The organism is Arthrobacter monumenti (genome assembly GCF_054511255.1).
The window spans coordinates 1-17,844 of record NZ_JBTNCY010000005.1 but is presented as its reverse complement, the minus strand read 5'-3'; the positions used below and the strand labels follow the sequence as shown (position 1 = coordinate 17,844).

The following is a 17,844-nucleotide window of genomic DNA, read 5'->3' as shown; positions in this document are numbered from 1 at the left end:
CCGCCCGCAGGTTCAGCGTCTGGGCGCCGCGGGCTGAGCAGCTGCAACTGCAACTTGGCGATCAGCGGCACGTGATGAACAAGGGAACCGGAGGATGGTGGCACGCCCCCGACGAGGTGCTGATGTCCGACGACGGCGCTCCCGACGCCGCTGTTCCTGAAGCGCCGGACGCGGTCACCGGCGTCGAACCCGGTGCCTCGGCGGACCCCGATACCGGGACATCCGACTACGGCTACCTCATCAACGGTTCCGACACTCCCGTTCCCGACCCCCGCTCCCGCCGGCAGCCCCACGGTGTGCACCAGCTTTCACGCACCTTTGATCCCGGCGCATATCACTGGAACGACGGCGACTGGACCGGCCGTGCGCTGGCCGACGGCGTCATTTACGAGATGCATATCGGAACTTTCACCGAGGCAGGAACCTTGGATGCCGCCGTCGAACGCCTCCCGTATCTGGCGGAGCTGGGTGTCGATTTCGTCGAGGTGCTGCCGGTCAACGCCTTCAACGGGACCCATAACTGGGGCTACGACGGGGTGCTCTGGTACGCCGTCCAGGAGGAATACGGTGGTCCCGCGGCTTACCAGCGTTTTGTCGACGCGGCGCATCAGGCGGGTATCGGCGTGATCCAGGACGTGGTCTACAACCACCTGGGCCCCAGCGGGAATTACCTGCCGATGTTCGGGCCCTACCTGACCGAAGGAAACGCCAACACCTGGGGCGATTCGGTCAACCTGGACGGACCGGACTCGGACGAGGTGCGCGAATTCATCCTGGACAATTCGCAGATGTGGTTCAACGATTACCACGTCGACGGGCTGCGCCTGGATGCCGTGCACGCCCTGAAGGACTCCCGCGCCCTGCACATCCTCGAGGAACTCGCCGCGCGCACCGAGGCGACCGCCGCCGTCGTCGGCAAACCGTTGTTCCTGGTTGCCGAGTCCGACCTGAACGACCCGCGGATGATCACCTCCCGGGAAGCCAGCGGCCTTGGCATGGATGGCCAGTGGAGCGACGATTTCCACCACGCCGTGCACGTGAACCTGACGGGCGAGACGGCCGGCTACTACGCCGATTTCGGTTCGCCCGGCGCCCTGGCGAAGATCCTGACCGACGGCTTCTTCCACAACGGCACCTACTCGAGTTTCCGGAAACGGCACCATGGCCGGCCGCTCGATCCGGCGGCCAAGGCCTGGCGGCTGGTGGTCTGCACCCAGAACCACGACCAGATCGGCAACCGCGCCGCGGGGGACCGGCTCACCGCGACCCTCTCCTATGGTCAACTGGCGCTCGCAGCCGTGTTGAACCTGACATCACCCTTCACGCCCATGCTGTTCATGGGGGAGGAGTACGGCGCGACGACGTCGTGGCAGTTCTTCACCTCGCACCCGGAGCCTGAGCTGGACAGGGCGACGGCGGAGGGCAGGCTGCGGGAGTTCGAGCAGATGGGGTGGGATCCAGAGATTGTGCCCAACCCACAGGACCCGGAGACGTTCCGGCGCTCGAAGTTGGACTGGTCAGAGGCGGAGTCCGGCAAGCATGCCAAACTGCTGGAGCTGTACCGGGAGCTCATCCGCCTCCGGCATGAGCTTCCCGAGCTGCGGGGCGCAGCCGTCGTCGATGCCCGCGTGGACTACGACAATGACGACCGCTGGCTGCTGGTCAACCGCGGTGGAGTGCAGATCGCGTTCAACTTCGACGATGCGGCGCATACCGTCATCCTGGGCGACGTTCCAGGTGAAGAGGACTCAGGCGGGGCCACGGGCGGCGACCCCGTCGAATCAGGATCGGATGCGACGGAGCCGGCCGAAACAATCAGGCACCAACGGCTGTTGCTGGCAACGGACGACCACGTTCACTTCAGCGAAGGCAGCGTCCGGCTGCCCGGACACAGCGCGGCGATCATCGGGTAGAAGGGTTACTGTGCCCTCTATAGGGTGACCTGGCTCCCTCTGGCGAGACACAGATCGCTCGCGCAAAGAGAGAGACATCCTAACGGGACCTACGCTGCATTCGGATCGCTAACCAAAGGGCCAACAAAGCCAAAACGAGCACGGGAATAGAAACAAAGTAGATCAGTCCACCGCCTAATGGTGAATTATCCGAGGTCCCCCATATGGAACCGGGAATCAACCATACCGAAAGCAACAGGAAGAAAATGGTCACTACCCATGTGATCCTTAGCAAAATTTTCGACGGTTTTCGTTCCAGATTTTCCACTATTGACCTCATTCCGTGACACGCAAACCGACTGACCTCGGATCGCGGGGGTCACCCAACCCGAACACAATTACGTATCGTGATAGTAGCTCCAAACTGATCAGATATGGTCTATATCGTGTAGTGGTCGTGTCCGCAGTCGACGTGCTCAGCACCGCAAGGGGCCAAAGACAAGCTGAAACAGGCGCCTCAACCAAAAGCTGGATGGCATGATGTTTGTTATGACTTATCAACCTGCTGAAGACCGTTATGATTCCATGCCGTACCGCCGCGTTGGACGCAGCGGACTGCAGTTACCAGCTGTGTCGCTGGGCCTGTGGCACAACTTTGGTGATGACAAGCCCTTCGAGACGCAGAGGGAGACCTTGCGCCGCGCCTTTGACCTCGGCGTCACGCATTTCGACCTGGCCAACAACTACGGCCCTCCTTACGGAAGCGCGGAAACAAACTTCGGACGACACTTCGCCGACGATTTCAAGCCTTTTCGGGACGAACTGATCATCTCCTCCAAGGCCGGCTACGACATGTGGCCCGGCCCCTACGGCAACTGGGGATCCCGGAAGTACCTGCTGGCCAGCCTGGACCAGTCCCTGAACCGGATGGGCCTGGACTACGTGGACATCTTCTACAGCCACCGTCCCGATCCGGAAACACCGCTGGAAGAAACGATGGGCGCACTGGACACGGCCGTACGCTCGGGCCGCGCGCTGTACGCGGGCATCTCCTCCTATTCGCCGGAGAAGACCATAGAGGCGGCCCGGATCCTGCGCGAAATGGGAACACCGCTGCTGATCCACCAGCCGTCCTACTCCATGCTGAACCGCTGGGTGGAGAACGGCGAACCGAATCTGCTCCAGGTCCTCGACGACGAGGGCGTCGGCTCTATCGCGTTCTCACCGCTGGCGCAGGGCATGCTGACCAATAAGTACCTCAACGGTGTGCCATCCGATTCCCGTGCGGCGGCGCAGAAGTCGCTCTCGAAGGATCTGCTTTCGGATGAGAACATGCGCCGGGTGCGCGGACTGAACGAGATTGCGGAGTCGCGGGGTCAGACCCTGGCCCAGATGGCCATCGCCTGGGTGCTGCGCAAGCAAAGCAAGGGATCATCCATTACCTCGGCACTGGTCGGCGCTTCCAGCGTGCGGCAGCTCGAGGACAGCCTGGCCGCCGTGAACAACCTGGACTTCAGCGACGATGAGCTGCGGAGCATGGACGAGTTCGCCGTCGAGTCCGACATTAACCTCTGGGCAGCGGCGCTGAGGAGCTAACCGCGATACGGCTCCAGCTTGCCTCCTTGGAATTCGGCCAGCCCAGGAATGCAAGCCGCCGTCGTTGCGACGACGGCGGCACTCACCGCCACAATTGCCCGAGCTTGGGGAATGCTTGTTCGTAGCCCTCGAGCAACCTGCCGGCTAGGTTCGCGGAATTGATCAGGGGATGCAGCGTGAACGCTCTCAACGCTGCATCCCTGCTGCCTTCCGTGACGGCCTCAATAACGGATTCCTCGACCGCCTTGACCTCCGTCATGAGGCCACGTTGGTGCAGCGTCAGCGGCCGGACCGGCATCGCTTCGGCACCGGATCCGTCCACGATGCTGGGCACTTCGATGACGCACGACGCCGGCAGGCAGGCGATGGTGCTGCCGTTGCGGACATTGAGGATGAGGTGGGCGCGGGTGTCGGTCAGGACCGCGTTCATCACCGCCAGTGCCACCGCCTCGTAGCCACCGCCCGCCAGGTCGGACTCATCCCGCTTTTCCTCATCGGTGCGGGCCTCGGCCAGGTAGCCTTCCTCCCGCGAGCGGCGCGCCGCATCCCAAAGCTCATAGGCGGTTGGCGCGGTCGATTCCGTGCCAGCCCCGCCAATCATGCCGCCAAGGTTGGCGCTCGCTTCGTTGCCGTGTTCGGCACCCGCATGGCCGGCTGCTGCTCGGCCGCCGACTCCGCCACCGATCCCGGGACCTTCTGCGGTGTCAGCGGTTCCGGCGAGCCGGGCGTACAGTTCGTCCTGCTGGGCGGCGATGAATTCGCCGCGGGTCTGGCCGGAGCCGGTCAGGGCGCGGGTGGCTTCGGCCTCGAAGTAGTAATAGAAGAGGTACTCGTTTGGAATGGCTTTCAACAGTTTCAGCAGGCGCGGGCCGAACACCCGGCCTTCTTCGAAACCAGACAATTTGGAAGCATCGGCGAGCAGCGCTGGAAGCCGGTCGACGCCGTCGTGCTCCAATCCGCGCAGCCAGCCCAGATGATTGAGACCGACGTAATCTACACCGGACAGCGAACCCGTGGCAGGAATGTTGACCGCGCGGGCGGCACGGCGGACGAGGCCGATCGGGGAGTCGCAGATTCCGATCACGCGTTTGCCCAGCACCTGCTGGAGTGCCTCGGTGACCATACCGGCCGGATTCGTGAAGTTGATCAACCAGGCGTGCGGACTGATTTCCTTGAGCCGTTCGGCGATGCGGAGCATTTCGGGAATGGAGCGCAGCGCGTAGGAAATCCCGCCGGCGCCGACTGTTTCCTGGCCGATCAGACCCAGCTCGAGGGCGACGCGCTCGTCCGCGACACGGCCCGCCGTGGAGCCGGGGCGGATGGCCGCAAAGACGATGTCGGCCCCGGTCAAGGCCTCGTCGAGATCGGTGGTGACGTTCAGGCTGGGCTTGGAGAGGCCGCCGTCGGGCATTGAATCCAGCACATTGCTGACGGCCCGGAGCCGGACCGGATCGGTGTCGTAGAGCGTGACGTCGCTGATCAGACCGGCGTACGGCCCGCCGCTCAAAGCACGGAAGACGAGCGGGACGCGGAAACCGCCGCCGCCCAGGATAGCCAGTCGCATGATTCTCCCTTTGCTGGTAGCTCAATGTTCCTACTAGTAGTCTGCCGTACATGGACAGCCTTCACCGTTTTGATCCCCTCGCGGACAGCCGCGGCACCAATGACTCAGAGATTGACCTCATTCTGACCGGCAGTGTCTTCCTGGACATTATCTACACCGGGCTGGAGGCGCTGCCTACCCCAGGGACCGAAGTCTGGGCCGAGGGCATGGGATCAAGTCCCGGAGGCGTGGCGAACCAGGCGATTGCCGCCAGCCGCCTTGGCCTGCACACCTCGCTTTCGGCCGCATTCGGCGACGACGGTTATGGCGACTTTAATTGGTCCATCCTGCAGGATCAAGAGTATGTGGACCTGTCGCTGTCGCAGCGCTTCGACGGCTGGCATTCCCCGGTGACCGTTTCGCTTTCCGTTCACCGCGACCGCTCCATGGTCACGCATGGGCACCCCTCGCCGCTGACCGCGTCGGAACTGATTGGCACGCCACCAAGGGCGCGTGCCGCCATCGTTGGTTTGGAACCAGAACTGGAGCCGTGGGCGAAGGCGGCTCACGGAAAAGGGACCAAACTCTTTGGCGACGTCGGCTGGGACCCGTCCGGGCAGTGGTCCGAGGAGCTGCTGGACGGGCTGGATAACTTTCACGCGTTCATGCCGAACAGCGAGGAAGCAATGCGCTACACGCGCACCGAGGATCCGTGGGCGGCGCTGTATGCGTTGGCCGACAAGGTGCCGATTGCCATTGTCACCGCCGGTGCGCAGGGCGCGCTCGCGGTGGATTCGATCACCGGTGAAGAGGAATGGGTCCCGGCGCTGCCGGTGAAGGCCTGGGATCCGACCGGTGCGGGGGACTGCTTCAGCGCCGCGTTCGTGATGGGGACGCTTGCCGGCTGGAGCCTGGCGGACCGGCTGGGTTTTGCGAATCTGTGCGCCGCGCTTTCGGTCCAGGAGGTCGGCGGTTCGCTGGCCGCTCCGGGTTGGGGCGACATCGCCGACTGGTGGCACCGGGCGAACACCGAACGCGCCGGCATCCGCAAGCAGTGGCTGCGCCGGTATGCGTTCCTGGAGGACATTGTCCGCAACGTCCCGCCCGAAGCCGTCCGGCGTGCCTCGGCGACCATCGCCCACCAGTCCGACGCCGGCCCGTCGTAGGGGGAGCACGGATGTAGAATTCCAATTCACCTCTCCTGAGGGCAGGCCTGCGACCCTCGGCCTTAGAATCGGTAGCCAGTGGTGCCATGTCGTAAGCGGGACGGCTTACGGTGCGCTCGCGGCTGAGCGGACCCTGGCTGGCTTCTCTTAGCTCAACGCAATCGAGCGAGGTCCCGTCGGATGTAGCGCAGGTGCGCCCACTCCTCCTCCAGGATCACGCGGACGCAGTCCCCGACGCTGAGACGCCAGTCACCGCCGCCCCACGGGTTTTCGCGTTCCTCCGCGAGCAGCTCCGCGGTGGCCTCGGCCAAGAAATCGGTCACCATCTGCTGTCGCTCGGTACGCACCGCGAGGATCTCCTCGTAGGCCGGGTCCGCGCGGAAGATCGACATGTCGAAGCCCATCTCGTCGGCACCTGTGAAGATCTGGCCGATCTCGTGGAACGGCTGCTGTATCCGCAGGATTCCGCCGCGGAGCCAGGCGTCGGTCGCCAAGATGAGGTGCCGCAGGGTTTGGGCCAGGGACCACTCGTTCTCGACGTGGGCGTCCACAAGGTCCGATGGCGTGCCCGCCACCGTGGTCTGCCACGCGGATTGCACCGCGACCCAACCCTCGCGCAGGCCTTCGGGCGACTGCGCCTTCTGCAGCTCGCGGCCGGGAAACTGCCGGTTGAGCTCGGCGTCCACGAGTGGCACCACGTCGACCCCGTTGACTAGCAGGCTGCCGAAGAACAGGTCGTGGCTGTCGATGTCGAGGCCGTCCACGTCGACGCTGCGCATCGTCACACCGCTAACATCGGAGAATCGCAGGGTGGCGCCCTTGAAGCTCGCCTTGACGAAAGTCGCGCCTTCGAACTCCTCCGTGCCGGAAAAGGTCGTCATCGCTCCATCATAACTGCCGGGGACGGTCTTGACCGAGAGGATCGCGAGCCATCGGTCCCGTCAAGGCTGACCGCTCATCGATTCTTTACCGGTAGAGATAGTGGGGTCGAGTTGCGCTAGCCATCTTCGGGCTCGGAGCGTTCAATCTTTCGATTCTTCTTCGGTACGGTAACCACAAACCATATGATGCATAGATAGAGCAGAGCAGCCGCAATGACCGCCGCTATCGGCCCGAAAGCTGCGTGCACCACCAACGCTATGGGCGGTGGGAAGACCAAAAGGATTAGCCGCCAGGTGCTCAACTCACGACCAGTGACATTCCAGTTTCGCTTCACCGGCTGGTCATCGGGCTCACTCATTTCTCGAGCCTCCATTCAGCTAGAAAACTTATGAGCATGCTTCACCGAAGCGCTTGCGCCCAGAATCAAGCTGGAGATCGCGCTGAGCCTTTCACCCGATGTACGTGACGCACTGCAAGAACAACACCGAGGGATACCGAAAGGCAGCCGCTGGACGGAACCTTCAGATTTGTTTTGTCGCCTAGCCTGAAGCACCAGAAGTACGACGCTCCCGGCCGCAAAACAGGATCCAGCGATTAGTCCAAAGAGCGCCGCCTGATCCCAGCCGCCGATAATGTACCCGACGACGGACCACACGAGAACGTAGATCACAAGCAGTGCCAACGACTTGAGGACAAGGTTCCTGGAATTTTTCAACAGCGGATCACACACCGATCGTAGATCTCGTTAACCGACGATCGCCATTGGACCCTGAGAACATACAGTTCTCGTAGCGACACCCGCCCGTGACGGATCCTCTACCGGCCGGCGCCCTGCGGCTGTGGGTGGGCCTGAGGGATTCTCTCGACCGGACATCTCGGTACCGCACGTAGAAACGATCTGCCGCTACATCGTGCCGCTGCCATCAACAGTTCGGCGCAGCGCTGCAATGGCTCGCGCTACCATCGCAGCACCCGCCACGGCTACGATGCAGGACCCAAGCACCAGGTACCAATTGGGCGAGAGAGTGAACATCACGATTGTGAGCAGCCCCAAAAACATACCGCCTATCGCCCACCCCATAGCCTCGCGGTTCGGGGCCGTGTTCCTTTTATCATTTGCCATGAAATTCACCTTATCTTCGCGTCCCTCTCAGGCAGTATCCACACCAACCAGTTAGAGATGTCTCTCTAGCCGATCCCTAACTGATGCGTCCACCCTGGCGTACGCCTACCGCTCCCGGATGGCGTAGGTCAGGTGGGTCACCCTCGGGGAGGGGTCCGCGCGGACCGATTCCAAGGTCACGCGGCCCGCGTCCACGCCTTCGAATAAGCGTATTCCGGAGCCGAACAGCACGGGTGAGAGCGCCACCGAGAACTCGTCGACCAGGCCGGCGTTCACGTATTCCACGATCGTCGCACCACCGCCCGCGATGCGGACGTCCCCGTCGCCGGCGGCCTCGCGGGCCCGGTCGAGCGCGGACTCGATGCCGTCGTTGACGAAGTGGAAGGTGGTACCGCCCGGCCGCTCCCACGGCTCGCGTTCATCGTGGGTCAGCACGAACACCGGCGTATGGAACGGCGGTTCGTCCGGCCACATCTGCTCACCGGCATCGAACATGCGCTTGCCCATCACGCTCGCGCCAGTGCGCTCGAACGTCTCGGCCAGGATGTCGTTATCGCGGCCCTCCTCGCCGCCCTTTCCGAGCTTGAGATTCTCGCGGAAGTGCCGCTGTCGGAAGACCCACTGTTGCAGTTCCATCCACTGCTGTCCCATCAGCTCCTCGGAGGACCCTGGCGCGATGAACCCGTCCAGTGACATCGACACACTGAAGAACACCTTGTCGGCCATCAGCTCCCGGCCCCTCTCAGAACGATCTCCATGACGTAAGCAGCCAGATTGCCCAGGGTCTGCTGACCACCCTCGATCGCGCCGTGCTTCTCAATCGCTTCGTCGCGCAGCTCCTTGGTCGGGAACACCCCGAGCATCTCGATCCTGGTCGCCTCCTCCTCCGGCTCGAACGTGAGGACCGACTCGAACGCATTCGGATCGCCGCGATACTCGCCGTGGAGCATCGCAATCCTTTCCGGCGGAGTAATTTCGGTCCAAGAGATCCACTCCTGGTAATCCGTCCCGTCCGGTCCGTGCATCACGAAGTCCCACACGGCACCGACGCGGAACTCAAACGCACGCGTGGTGGTGGTGAATCCTTTCGGCCCCCACCACTGCGACAGGTGTCGAACCTCGGTGAACGCCTCGAACACCAGCTCCCGCGGAGCGTCAATGATCCGGGAGACCACAATCTCGCGATCTGTCATGTCCGCCTGTGTAGACCTTTCGGGTCCTGTTGATTCCATCAGCTATTCTTCCCACCTTTCCTGTTTAAGACCCTGCACATACGCATCCAGCCGGTCGAAGCTCTCGCTCCAGAACTGCTCGAACCCGCCGGTCCATTCGTGAACCGTTCGCAGTCCACGGGCGTCGAGGCCATACAGGCGCTGCTTGCCCTGCTGGCGGTCCCGCACGAGCCCGACCTCCCGGAGCACTCGCAAGTGCTTGGACGCACCGGGTTGAGGCAGGCCCAACTCCTGGGCCAGCTCTGACACCGGCCGCTCGCCAGCCCGTAGCATGACGAGGATCTCCCGACGCCGAGGCTCGGCGATCGCGTTGAAGACATCCGAAGTCGTAGTTGCTCGTGCCATGACAGTCATCATATACCCATATGGGCATGCGTCAAGGGAGAGGAATTCAGGCGGGTCTTGTCAGATGTCAATTCATGAATTCGCACAGGTAGACGATTGCCACAAGAGGGTTTCTCGACTATCCGCTCCCCAGCCTGGCGACGAGGGTGAGTGACAACTGAAATTAGTTCTGACCGGTCAGCTAAACTTGCCGTCTCCGGTCACTCTAGAATTGCCGCTTACGAGACTGTCCGCATGCACTAAAGAGAACGCAGCCCTGGACCACTACACCACGGCAAAAACCAGACAGCGACAGAACTAGCCAGGCAGCGTGGCACCAGTGTCAGTAGAGGATTCGGCTACGGGGACGTCAGCCCGCCTGAATGTCATGATGGGTTCATGACGCATATGAAGGCGGCGGTCCTTGCCGCGTATGGTGGTCGGGCATGCTGGCCGTGCCATCTGGGATTCGTTCACCGCTTATCTAGTGCGGCAGTGCGCGTCATCTTCCGGTACTGTTCCCGCGGGTGAGAAGTTGGTGGCAATCCATTCCGCCTATACGTTGTTAACAGTTACCATACGAAACGAATGTGAAAATTGATGATGCGTATGAAGAAGACAGCCGCTATGACCGCAGCTCTGCTCTCGGGGTCGATGATTTTCGGAGCCTTACCAGCCACGGCTGCCCCATCCGGACATGCAACCGGTTCTTTGCGGGCGGTAACTGTTTCGCCCCAGAGGACCATGGGTGGCTTCACCTCGGCCGACTGGAGCGCGATTGCCAAGAACGCCGAAAAGGCCGGTGACCGGGTCAGTGCACAGGCTGCACGCCAGGCAGCTAAGACTGGGCAGGGTGGATCCACTGCCGGTGGTGGTACGGTCCAGCCGGCCAACATCTTTACGGCTGTCGCCAAGAAGGCGCTCGTTGCCGCGCTGCGCTACGGTGGCCCGAAGCTGCCCAAACCGATGCGCCCTTATGCTCACAAGCTGGCAAACGTCATCGAGGACGTCGGCGAGTTTCAGGAAGGTGCCCTGATCACCGCGTTCCAGCAAGTAGGCATCCCCTACGACGTGGCGGCTACCGCGGCTAAGTGGTGCGTCGTGTTCCTCGGCGTCTAGGCCTGGGGCAAGTGGATACCAGGGAAGTTATGCCCAGATCCGGTGAACGGCTGCCCCCGCTTGGTACGGGACACAAGATCCTGTTCGGCCTTTGGTTGTTCGCCAACCTGACACTGGTTGCGCTGCCGATGATTGGCGGTTACTACGGTGCACTCTTGATCTTTACAGCCGATGTGGTCCATCCCGGGGTCGGACCATGGGTCACACCGATTATGGTCGGCATTCTTATTGCCTGGCTGGTCACCACCCACATTGTCGAGTTGTTACTGCGTCGCACCCTTCCAGCCCGGCTTGTGGTCCTCAGGGAAGTCGTGTCCACACTGATCGGCCTGCTGATCCTCGCTGTGCTCTATGGTCTTGTGTTCACTGAGGCAATGGCTTCATTAGTTGCTGCTGTGATCGCCAGCGCCTTGCTCCTCGCGTGCATTCCTTTGGTAAAGTTCCTCGAAAAGCGGGCACCTGACCGATCGTGACCCGCCCAATGGCCGGCCGCGAATTCCGGCTGCTGTGCTGCCCCGCCGACCGGCTCCCGGTGGGAACAGAACCCGGTTTTTAGCGTGAGAATGGCCGGTAAGCAGTTGAGAGAAGCCGGGAAATGTCTCTCCTTACCGGCGCACCCCCCGTTTTTGGGGCGGCGAAAAAGAGAAACCCCGAAAAGTGAATCTGGAGCTTGGAATTGGAACGGGGACTCGGGTGCAACCCCCCACTTCCCGAAACCACTCCTGCCTCATAGAATGCAATGCACAATGATGGCCCCTTGCCCCTCACCAGCCATCAATGTCGAGTCGGCCATGGCGATAGGCCACGAATCGGGCTCCCGGCGCCCCCCCCCGGCCGAGTGCCCGGTTGAGGAGTTAACCGGTGAGATGCACCGCCTACGTCCGGTGGGATTGGCGACGATCAGTTCGTTGGACGGCCTTGCGCTGACGGACGACCTCGATCAGCAGCGTCAGAAGGAGCACGATGGCCAGCGCGATACCCCAGCGGACCAACATGGGAAGGTCGAAGGCGACATCGACAACGACGTTGACCAACAACGCGACAACCACGACCACAACTGTGCGGGTCATGCCCTCGTGTTTCCTCATGCTCCGACCGTGTCAATCATCCTCCGCCGCTCAAGCATCGAAGGGCGCACCTATCCCTTGATCTCGACTCGGGACCGACGCGGAAGGGCCTGAGGTGGAGCCCGCGGCTGTCGGCGCCTTCACCGTGACCGGCAGGGGATCGGTCTATGGCGTGCGTCATTGGCTGTCAGTGCCGACTCAACTTCAGGACGAGAGTGAAACCTCAGAGTTGAATCGGAGGTTAGTGCTTGCGTGTCGGACTCGAAAACAAGGTCCACTTAATGGTCACTAGTGGCTAGGCTGCGGTCCACCTCAGACCTACGAGGCGAGGCATTCGCCTCTTTGTTGTGTTGTGATCTACGCCACCGTAATGTGGGCGAGGTCGTGCAGGGCCCCCGCGTGGAGAATACGTCATGAATGTCAGCCGGTCGAGGAGTCTCAAAGGTCTGTTCATGACGACAATACTGTTCGGTACCGCATTGATAGCGGGCTGCTCAGCCGTGGAGGAGGAGTCTGGGCCAACGGGCAGGAGTTCGACGCCATCCTCCGGCGGGCAAACCACCGGCTCCGCCAGTCCGAAACCATCCGCTATTCCCAGCGCCACTGCCACCCAGAACCGTTCCGGGACGGAGCGCATCCTGGCGGATAAGTGGTACGTGGACTCCGACGGCAACGAGGTTCCTGACTTCATCGAGGCCGAGGAGGGTTTCGATCCCGCGAGCGACGAGTGCGCCAAGAAGGTGGACTGTCCCGGCCTCTCAGAGGTGGCTGGGACTTCCGCCGTGGACCTCGTCTCGAAGGAACAGAACACCATCCTGATTCTGGACGCTTCCGGATCGATGGCTGAGCCGATAGGTGCCGGGCAAACAAAGATGGACGCCGCCAAAGCCTCCCTGCAGCGCTATGCGACCGGTACGCCGGACTTCATCAACCTCGGGTTCATGGTCTACGGGCACAAGGGCTCTAGTTCACAGGCAGACAAAGCCGCAAGCTGTGCCAGCGCGGAGATGCTGGAACCACTCGGAAAAGTGGATTTTCGTACCTTTGATAAGACCTTGTCATCGTTTCAGCCCAGCGGATGGACTCCCATTGCCGGTGCCCTGAATGAGGTTGGTGACGCGTTCTCCGGTGAGGCCGGCGCCACCAACCGAGTCATCCTCGTCTCGGACGGTGTAGGAACGTGCGGCGGCGATCCGGTCGCGGCAGCGCAGCAGCTCGCCGATGAGGACATCAACGTGACCATAGACGTGGTCGGCTTTGACATCCCAGGGGTCAAGGCGGCCCAGCTTCAGCAGATCGCCGAGGTCACCGGCGGCGGGTACACGACTGTCCGGAGCGAAGAGGAGCTGCAGGATTATTTTGGTCAGCAGCGGCTGATCTACCGGACATTGCGGGATCAGCTCTCCTGTGTGGCCAGGGAAGGCCGGGAGGTTTACGGTTGCTATGACCTGATCAGACGTGAAACCACCGCCCTGATGTACAGGTTGGAGCGCGGCATATCCCATGACAGCGAAGACGGCCAAGAGAGAAAAGATGCCGTCCGGCAAATTGCCTCCAAGGCCAATGACTACTTGAGAAGCGCCTATGAGGAGTCATCTCAGGAAACGCGGGCACGGATAGCTGAAATCGACGAAGACCTTCAACAAGCGCGCCAGCGGATGAATCAGCGCTTCGAGGAGTCAGTCTCGTTCTCGCCGACTGCTCCGTGCCCTCACCCGGACAACCCGCGGACCGGCTCCAGAAACGGCGCCATACTGGCCGTAGAAAACCGGGCCGCTCCTACACTATGGTATGAGGAAATTTAGGATTGTCCCGGTGCGGCTCAAGGCCTTCTTCTCCGCTGTCGGCATTGCTTTTTTGGTTGCTTCCTGTAGTGGTACGGGGCCGGCGGACAGTGTTGGCACAACGAGCGCCGGGGAGTCTCCGCCGTCGGACACTGCCAGTTCCCAAGTCCCCGGCGGCGACACTACTTCTTCTTCAGAGCCATCGATGCCCTCTGCAGAACCGGCGGCAACGTAATCGGCAGCTGCTGGGGATCGGCAATCGTCGTTGACGGGCGCGCTGGGACGCAATATTGTGCTGACCCAGTGGAACATGGTGTTTGCGCTACCCGAGCGTCTCGATGTGACCGATATCCGCATTATCTATGCGGATGAGGAACAATACGATCTTGCCGTCATTTCCAGTAAAGGCCTTCCATCGAAACTTAAAACGGAAGAGTGTTGGGGTGGAACATTGGAACTCGGCGCGTTCGTTGAGGTTACACGCTTCACCGAACCGGAAGACGGTCGCATCCAGATTGGAAGCCACTACTATGTGGTGCAGGAGGGGCCTGCCCATGAAACCTGCTACGACGAAGCCACCACGAAAATTACTATGCCCCTGATGTCGTCGAGGCGGTGCGGGGCAGCCTGAAGGAACGGTAGCCACTCTCTGCAAAACAAGACTGAGCCCTGATCTTTGAGGAGAATCTAATGCTCCATCCCTTCCGAAGCGGTGTGCCTGCGACTGTGCTCATTGCCGGCGCTATAGTGAGCGGCTGTTCCGGTGGCGGTGACACTGAGCCCGTGGATGCACAGGTGGCGACATATTCACCCATGACAATGGCTGGCGCCATGCAGACGCTGAAGGGCACACTCATCGTCGACGAAGGCTGCGTGTACATCGACGACGGCGAGACCCGCTGGCTGCCGGTGTTCCCCGAAGGTCTTGCCTCGTGGGAGAAGACCGCCTTGGTGATGGACGGGCAAGAGTACGCCGCCGGCGAGGAGGTGGCGGTGGAGGGTGGGAAGACCGCCGGCCCGGCAATGCAAGGCGAGCAAGTACCAGAGGGGTGCGAGACCACGAACCGGTGGATTGTCAGCGATCCAGCCTGAGCCCCGTCTGATTCGGCCGCTGGTTAAAACCGGGGCGAGGAAACAGCCATTACCCCGCCATCCATGGCTGTCGTCCCGGTGATTATAAGACTCCTGATCCTGGGTGAGCGTCTCCGTCGATCCCAGACACTCGGACTGGCCGCCGCGCTGACCGCTACAGTTCTCATAGCACTGGTGTGAGGACCGTTCCAATGAGGATCCACTACTGGGGCGGAAATCGTACGTAGGTAGGATCAGATGATGAGATTACTGGTCCTTGGCGGTAGTGGGTTTCTCGGCCGAGAAGTCGTTCGACAAGCCCTCTGTGCCGGTTCTCATGTCGCAGCGACCTACTGGACGCAACCCACTGACACTGCACGTGTTGTTTGGCAGAAGGCGGATCTCGAAATCGGCGGCGGACAATGGAGCTAGTCGAAGCGGCCCGACCGGACGCAATTATCAACACAGTTTTCCGGCAGAACAGCTGGACAGACACTGCGGATAGTGCGCCGCGATCGCCTCTTCTGCCACGAACAGCCGTCTTGTCTTGTTTCCAGCGACGCTGTCTTCGCTGGCAGCAGTACTGCATACCCCGAGACGGCTGAACCAGACCCCATAACGCCCTACGGTGCGGCCAAGGCAGCCGCGGAAACGGCAGTCAAAACGATCATTCCTTCAGCGGTGGTCGCCCGCACCTCTTTAATCATAGGCAGTAATGGAGAGTCCTTACACGAGCAGAGGGTGCATGCCTATGGAGCCGGCCGGGAGAGTGGTGTTCTGTTTACCGATGACATTCGCTGTCCCGTGCACGTGGCCGATCTGTCATCGGCCCTGCTTGAACTCGCAAACTCCACCTGCTCCGGAGTTCACCACCGGGCTGGCCCGGAGGCGATTAGTCGATACGAACTGGGTCTACTGATCGCGCGTCGCGATGGGCTCGCCCTCGATCTGCTGATTCCGGGATTACGTGCCGACAGCCCGTTTACCGGTCCGCTAAACGTTCGCCTGGACAGCACGAAGACTCAAAGAAGCTACGTACCCAGATTCGAGGCGCGAGCGATTTCCTGCGCGCTGTGCACAGCCCGTAAGCCCATCCCCTCATCGACAACTCGCGGTATAACCAGTTATACTTGGATCATGAAGACCGCGATATCGATTCCCGACAGCGACTTCGAACACTTCGAGCGGGTCGCTGCCCGTCATGGCATGAACCGTTCCGAGTTCTTCCGGCGCGCCGGTCGTCATCTTGTCGAGGAGCTTGAGGGCGAAGCGGAGCTCACCGAACTGGCGAACTCGGTGATCAAACGCGTCGGGCAGCCGTCCGCGGACAGCCCGTTTCTGCATGAGTCGGAGCGGACGATGCTCGAGGGCACTGACTGGTGATCTCGCACGGCGATGTCGTTTGGGTCGACTTTGGTTCGCCTCGTGGATCGGAGCCAGCAAAGCGTCGGCCGGCCGTGGTCGTGCAGGAGGATTGGCTGCTTGCCACCCAAATCTCGACGGTCCTTGTCGTGCCGCTGACGTCGAACCTCGCACTGGATGCATTCCCAGGTAACGTGCTGATACCAGTCGACGCTTCGGGACTCGGCAAAGACTCCGTCGCGGTAGTGTCGCAGGTCGGTCCGGTCAGTCGCGAGTTCCTCGAACCGTACCCGGTCGGGCACGTGCCCAGTTACGTGCTCTCCAAGGTCGCCGGAGGGATCCGCCTGGTCATGGGCATCTGAGCGCCAATCGCGCCAACGCAATCACCGGTAGCCGATCCCAACTGCTACAGAGAGATCAGCGTCGGCATTAGGACACTAAACGTCCGGGTCGCTCCACCACAGCTTTGGTAGCCGGGTTAGTCTGCTGTCAGAGGCCGGGGGTTCCGGCCGTCCGGGGTGACTGCGGATATCCCCGGATGGACGTTGAGTCCAGTGGGCTAATTACCGGGCACGATGAAAGGAACTGGACATGTCAACGAAGAGCGCGCTGCGGGGTCTTGCCCAAGTCAATGTATCGGCCGAGGACGTCGTCGCGGCGCGTGATTGGTATGCCGAGTTTCTTGGAGTCGAACCATATTTTCAGCGACCCGACGCCGACAATCCGGCCTACGTGGAATTCCGGCTCGGTGACTACGAACATGAACTTGGGATCATTGACCGCCGCTACTTGCCGGAACACTCAAATTCACCAACAGGCGGAGTCATCGCGCGCTGGCATGTCGAGGATCTCAGCGCCACCGTCGAGCGATTGACTGCACTCGGGGCGCGCCAAAACGAACCTGTCATCGAACGCGAAGCCGGTTTCGTCACCGCATCGGTGATAGATCCCTTCGGCAACATCATCGGGCTCATCTCAAGTCCCCACTATGTGCAGAAGCTGGCCGACGGCGTTCGAGAATCGTAGGGGCTGGCTGGACGTGCAGCGAACCGTGGCCCAAAAGATGGGCGTCCGCGAGGGTGTGCGGAGCTACATAACCAACGCGCCCGCGACGGCCATACAAGGCATGAACCTGCCCGACCTCGATCTCGATGAGACTTTACGAGGACAGTTCTGGTACATGCACCTCTTCGTTCTCACCCAAGCAGAGATGGCCGATGCGTTCCCGCGCACCAAGGAACACCTGGGTGCTCCGGGGATGCTGTGGATATCGTGGCCCAAAGGGGGGTGTCCCTATGTTCTTTGTCAAGCAGCTTGGGGCAGTTTCTCCTCGTAGAGGGTCATGTCTCGGAGCATTGCGAAGAGGGTGTCGCAGCGGCGGCGGGCGAGGGCGATGAGCGCTTGGTTGTGGCGTTTACCTTCGGCGCGTTTCCGGTCGTAGTAGGCCCTTGATACCGGGTCTTTCAAAGCGGCGAAGGCGGAGAGGAACAGGGCACGTTTGAGGATCTTGTTGCCTTTCCGCGAGGGGTGGTCGCCGCGGATCGATGTTCCTGACCGCCACGTCACCGGGGCCAGCCCGGCGTAGGAGGCCAGGTGGCCGGCGGTGGCGAAATCCTTACCGACAACTTCGGTCAGGATACGTGCTTCTGTCCTGATGCCGACCGCCGGTATCGACGTCAGGAC

General features: G+C 61.6%; 20 protein-coding genes and 1 pseudogene. 12 read left to right on the top strand and 9 right to left on the bottom strand.

The genetic code is table 11. The features are described from left to right. The first annotated feature begins 41 nt into the window (after positions 1–41). Together treZ and mgrA are read left to right on the top strand one after the other, a co-directional pair. Positions 42–1,913 (top strand): malto-oligosyltrehalose trehalohydrolase, encoded by a 1,872-nt coding sequence (gene treZ, locus ACX80B_RS08345; protein WP_459295565.1) that lies wholly within the window; start codon positions 42–44, stop codon positions 1,911–1,913. A gap of 528 nt (positions 1,914–2,441) precedes the next feature. Continuing rightward, positions 2,442–3,488, top strand: coding sequence for an L-glyceraldehyde 3-phosphate reductase (mgrA, locus tag ACX80B_RS08340; RefSeq protein ID WP_459295013.1), 1,047 nt, complete (start codon positions 2,442–2,444; stop codon positions 3,486–3,488). A gap of 82 nt (positions 3,489–3,570) precedes the next feature. Here the strand turns inward: mgrA and ACX80B_RS08335 are convergent, their stop codons facing one another. Then, a complete protein-coding gene (locus ACX80B_RS08335; protein WP_459295011.1) occupies positions 3,571–5,052 on the bottom strand; it encodes a family 4 glycosyl hydrolase in 1,482 nt (493 codons plus the stop codon). A 50-nt stretch (positions 5,053–5,102) separates the two neighbouring features. On the opposite strand from ACX80B_RS08335, the gene ACX80B_RS08330 reads away from it, so the two are divergent. Beyond that, positions 5,103–6,197 (top strand): PfkB family carbohydrate kinase, encoded by a 1,095-nt coding sequence (locus tag ACX80B_RS08330; RefSeq protein WP_459295009.1) that lies wholly within the window; start codon positions 5,103–5,105, stop codon positions 6,195–6,197. A gap of 152 nt (positions 6,198–6,349) precedes the next feature. Here ACX80B_RS08330 and ACX80B_RS08325 read toward each other — a convergent pair whose 3' ends face one another. The 6 genes from ACX80B_RS08325 to ACX80B_RS08300 form a co-directional block, all read right to left on the bottom strand. Continuing rightward, positions 6,350–7,078, bottom strand: coding sequence for a DinB family protein (locus ACX80B_RS08325; RefSeq protein ID WP_459295007.1), 729 nt, complete (start codon positions 7,076–7,078; stop codon positions 6,350–6,352). Between the two features lie 116 nt (positions 7,079–7,194). Continuing rightward, on the bottom strand, positions 7,195–7,437 hold the full coding sequence (locus ACX80B_RS08320; protein ID WP_459295005.1) for a hypothetical protein: 243 nt from the start codon (positions 7,435–7,437) through the stop codon (positions 7,195–7,197). Between the two features lie 546 nt (positions 7,438–7,983). Next, a complete protein-coding gene (locus ACX80B_RS08315) occupies positions 7,984–8,202 on the bottom strand; it encodes a hypothetical protein (protein WP_459295003.1) in 219 nt (72 codons plus the stop codon). Positions 8,203–8,307: 105 nt separating this feature from the next. Then, positions 8,308–8,928, bottom strand: coding sequence for a dihydrofolate reductase family protein (locus ACX80B_RS08310; protein WP_459295001.1), 621 nt, complete (start codon positions 8,926–8,928; stop codon positions 8,308–8,310). Further along, on the bottom strand, positions 8,928–9,395 hold the full coding sequence (locus ACX80B_RS08305; protein ID WP_459294999.1) for an SRPBCC family protein: 468 nt from the start codon (positions 9,393–9,395) through the stop codon (positions 8,928–8,930). Before ACX80B_RS08305 ends, ACX80B_RS08310 begins: the two co-directional genes overlap by 1 nt. A gap of 42 nt (positions 9,396–9,437) precedes the next feature. Further along, positions 9,438–9,779 (bottom strand): ArsR/SmtB family transcription factor, encoded by a 342-nt coding sequence (locus ACX80B_RS08300; protein ID WP_459294997.1) that lies wholly within the window; start codon positions 9,777–9,779, stop codon positions 9,438–9,440. A gap of 606 nt (positions 9,780–10,385) precedes the next feature. Between ACX80B_RS08300 and ACX80B_RS08295 the strand changes: the two genes are divergently transcribed. Both ACX80B_RS08295 and ACX80B_RS08290 read left to right on the top strand, forming a co-directional pair. After that, a complete protein-coding gene (locus tag ACX80B_RS08295) occupies positions 10,386–10,877 on the top strand; it encodes a hypothetical protein (protein WP_459294995.1) in 492 nt (163 codons plus the stop codon). Positions 10,878–10,906: 29 nt separating this feature from the next. Then, positions 10,907–11,350, top strand: a complete 444-nt coding sequence (locus tag ACX80B_RS08290) for a hypothetical protein (RefSeq protein ID WP_459294993.1) — start codon at positions 10,907–10,909, stop codon at positions 11,348–11,350. A gap of 402 nt (positions 11,351–11,752) precedes the next feature. Here the strand turns inward: ACX80B_RS08290 and ACX80B_RS08285 are convergent, their stop codons facing one another. Continuing rightward, the gene (locus tag ACX80B_RS08285; protein WP_459294991.1) at positions 11,753–11,947 is read right to left on the bottom strand and encodes a hypothetical protein; all 195 of its coding nucleotides are present in this window, start codon (positions 11,945–11,947) and stop codon (positions 11,753–11,755) included. 449 nt (positions 11,948–12,396) lie between these two features. On the opposite strand from ACX80B_RS08285, the gene ACX80B_RS08280 reads away from it, so the two are divergent. From ACX80B_RS08280 to ACX80B_RS08250, 7 genes and pseudogenes are all read left to right on the top strand, one after another. After that, positions 12,397–13,749 carry a vWA domain-containing protein gene (locus tag ACX80B_RS08280; RefSeq protein WP_459294989.1) on the top strand — a complete coding sequence of 451 codons (1,353 nt, stop codon included), beginning with the start codon at positions 12,397–12,399 and terminating at the stop codon, positions 13,747–13,749. 244 nt (positions 13,750–13,993) lie between these two features. Beyond that, a complete protein-coding gene (locus ACX80B_RS08275; RefSeq protein WP_459294987.1) occupies positions 13,994–14,359 on the top strand; it encodes a hypothetical protein in 366 nt (121 codons plus the stop codon). A 59-nt stretch (positions 14,360–14,418) separates the two neighbouring features. Next, on the top strand, positions 14,419–14,820 hold the full coding sequence (locus ACX80B_RS08270; RefSeq protein WP_459294985.1) for a hypothetical protein: 402 nt from the start codon (positions 14,419–14,421) through the stop codon (positions 14,818–14,820). 483 nt (positions 14,821–15,303) lie between these two features. Then, positions 15,304–15,819, top strand: a pseudogene (locus ACX80B_RS08265) (sugar nucleotide-binding protein); the annotation flags it as partial. A gap of 117 nt (positions 15,820–15,936) precedes the next feature. Then, positions 15,937–16,182 carry a ribbon-helix-helix domain-containing protein gene (locus ACX80B_RS08260; RefSeq protein WP_459295563.1) on the top strand — a complete coding sequence of 82 codons (246 nt, stop codon included), beginning with the start codon at positions 15,937–15,939 and terminating at the stop codon, positions 16,180–16,182. Continuing rightward, entirely contained in the window at positions 16,179–16,523 is a 345-nt protein-coding gene (locus ACX80B_RS08255) for a type II toxin-antitoxin system PemK/MazF family toxin (protein WP_459294983.1), read from the top strand. Before ACX80B_RS08260 ends, ACX80B_RS08255 begins: the two co-directional genes overlap by 4 nt. A gap of 229 nt (positions 16,524–16,752) precedes the next feature. Then, positions 16,753–17,187, top strand: a complete 435-nt coding sequence (locus tag ACX80B_RS08250) for a VOC family protein (protein WP_459294981.1) — start codon at positions 16,753–16,755, stop codon at positions 17,185–17,187. 279 nt (positions 17,188–17,466) lie between these two features. Here the strand turns inward: ACX80B_RS08250 and ACX80B_RS08245 are convergent. Next, on the bottom strand, positions 17,467–17,844 hold a 378-nt coding region (locus tag ACX80B_RS08245), incomplete at its 5' end, for a transposase (RefSeq protein ID WP_459294979.1).

Coding starts and splice junctions, on each gene's coding strand:
- ACX80B_RS08315 (WP_459295003.1), bottom strand. CDS start 8,202: ATGGCAAATGATAAAAGGAACACGGCCCCGAACCGCGAGGCTATGGGG.
- ACX80B_RS08285 (WP_459294991.1), bottom strand. CDS start 11,947: ATGACCCGCACAGTTGTGGTCGTGGTTGTCGCGTTGTTGGTCAACGTC.
- ACX80B_RS08280 (WP_459294989.1), top strand. CDS start 12,397: ATGACGACAATACTGTTCGGTACCGCATTGATAGCGGGCTGCTCAGCC.
- ACX80B_RS08310 (WP_459295001.1), bottom strand. CDS start 8,928: ATGGCCGACAAGGTGTTCTTCAGTGTGTCGATGTCACTGGACGGGTTC.
- ACX80B_RS08300 (WP_459294997.1), bottom strand. CDS start 9,779: ATGGCACGAGCAACTACGACTTCGGATGTCTTCAACGCGATCGCCGAG.
- ACX80B_RS08335 (WP_459295011.1), bottom strand. CDS start 5,052: ATGCGACTGGCTATCCTGGGCGGCGGCGGTTTCCGCGTCCCGCTCGTC.
- ACX80B_RS08290 (WP_459294993.1), top strand. CDS start 10,907: ATGCCCAGATCCGGTGAACGGCTGCCCCCGCTTGGTACGGGACACAAG.
- ACX80B_RS08330 (WP_459295009.1), top strand. CDS start 5,103: ATGGACAGCCTTCACCGTTTTGATCCCCTCGCGGACAGCCGCGGCACC.
- ACX80B_RS08325 (WP_459295007.1), bottom strand. CDS start 7,078: ATGACGACCTTTTCCGGCACGGAGGAGTTCGAAGGCGCGACTTTCGTC.
- ACX80B_RS08250 (WP_459294981.1), top strand. CDS start 16,753: ATGTCAACGAAGAGCGCGCTGCGGGGTCTTGCCCAAGTCAATGTATCG.
- ACX80B_RS08305 (WP_459294999.1), bottom strand. CDS start 9,395: ATGACAGATCGCGAGATTGTGGTCTCCCGGATCATTGACGCTCCGCGG.
- ACX80B_RS08270 (WP_459294985.1), top strand. CDS start 14,419: ATGCTCCATCCCTTCCGAAGCGGTGTGCCTGCGACTGTGCTCATTGCC.
- mgrA (WP_459295013.1), top strand. CDS start 2,442: ATGACTTATCAACCTGCTGAAGACCGTTATGATTCCATGCCGTACCGC.
- ACX80B_RS08295 (WP_459294995.1), top strand. CDS start 10,386: ATGACCGCAGCTCTGCTCTCGGGGTCGATGATTTTCGGAGCCTTACCA.
- ACX80B_RS08320 (WP_459295005.1), bottom strand. CDS start 7,437: ATGAGTGAGCCCGATGACCAGCCGGTGAAGCGAAACTGGAATGTCACT.
- ACX80B_RS08260 (WP_459295563.1), top strand. CDS start 15,937: ATGAAGACCGCGATATCGATTCCCGACAGCGACTTCGAACACTTCGAG.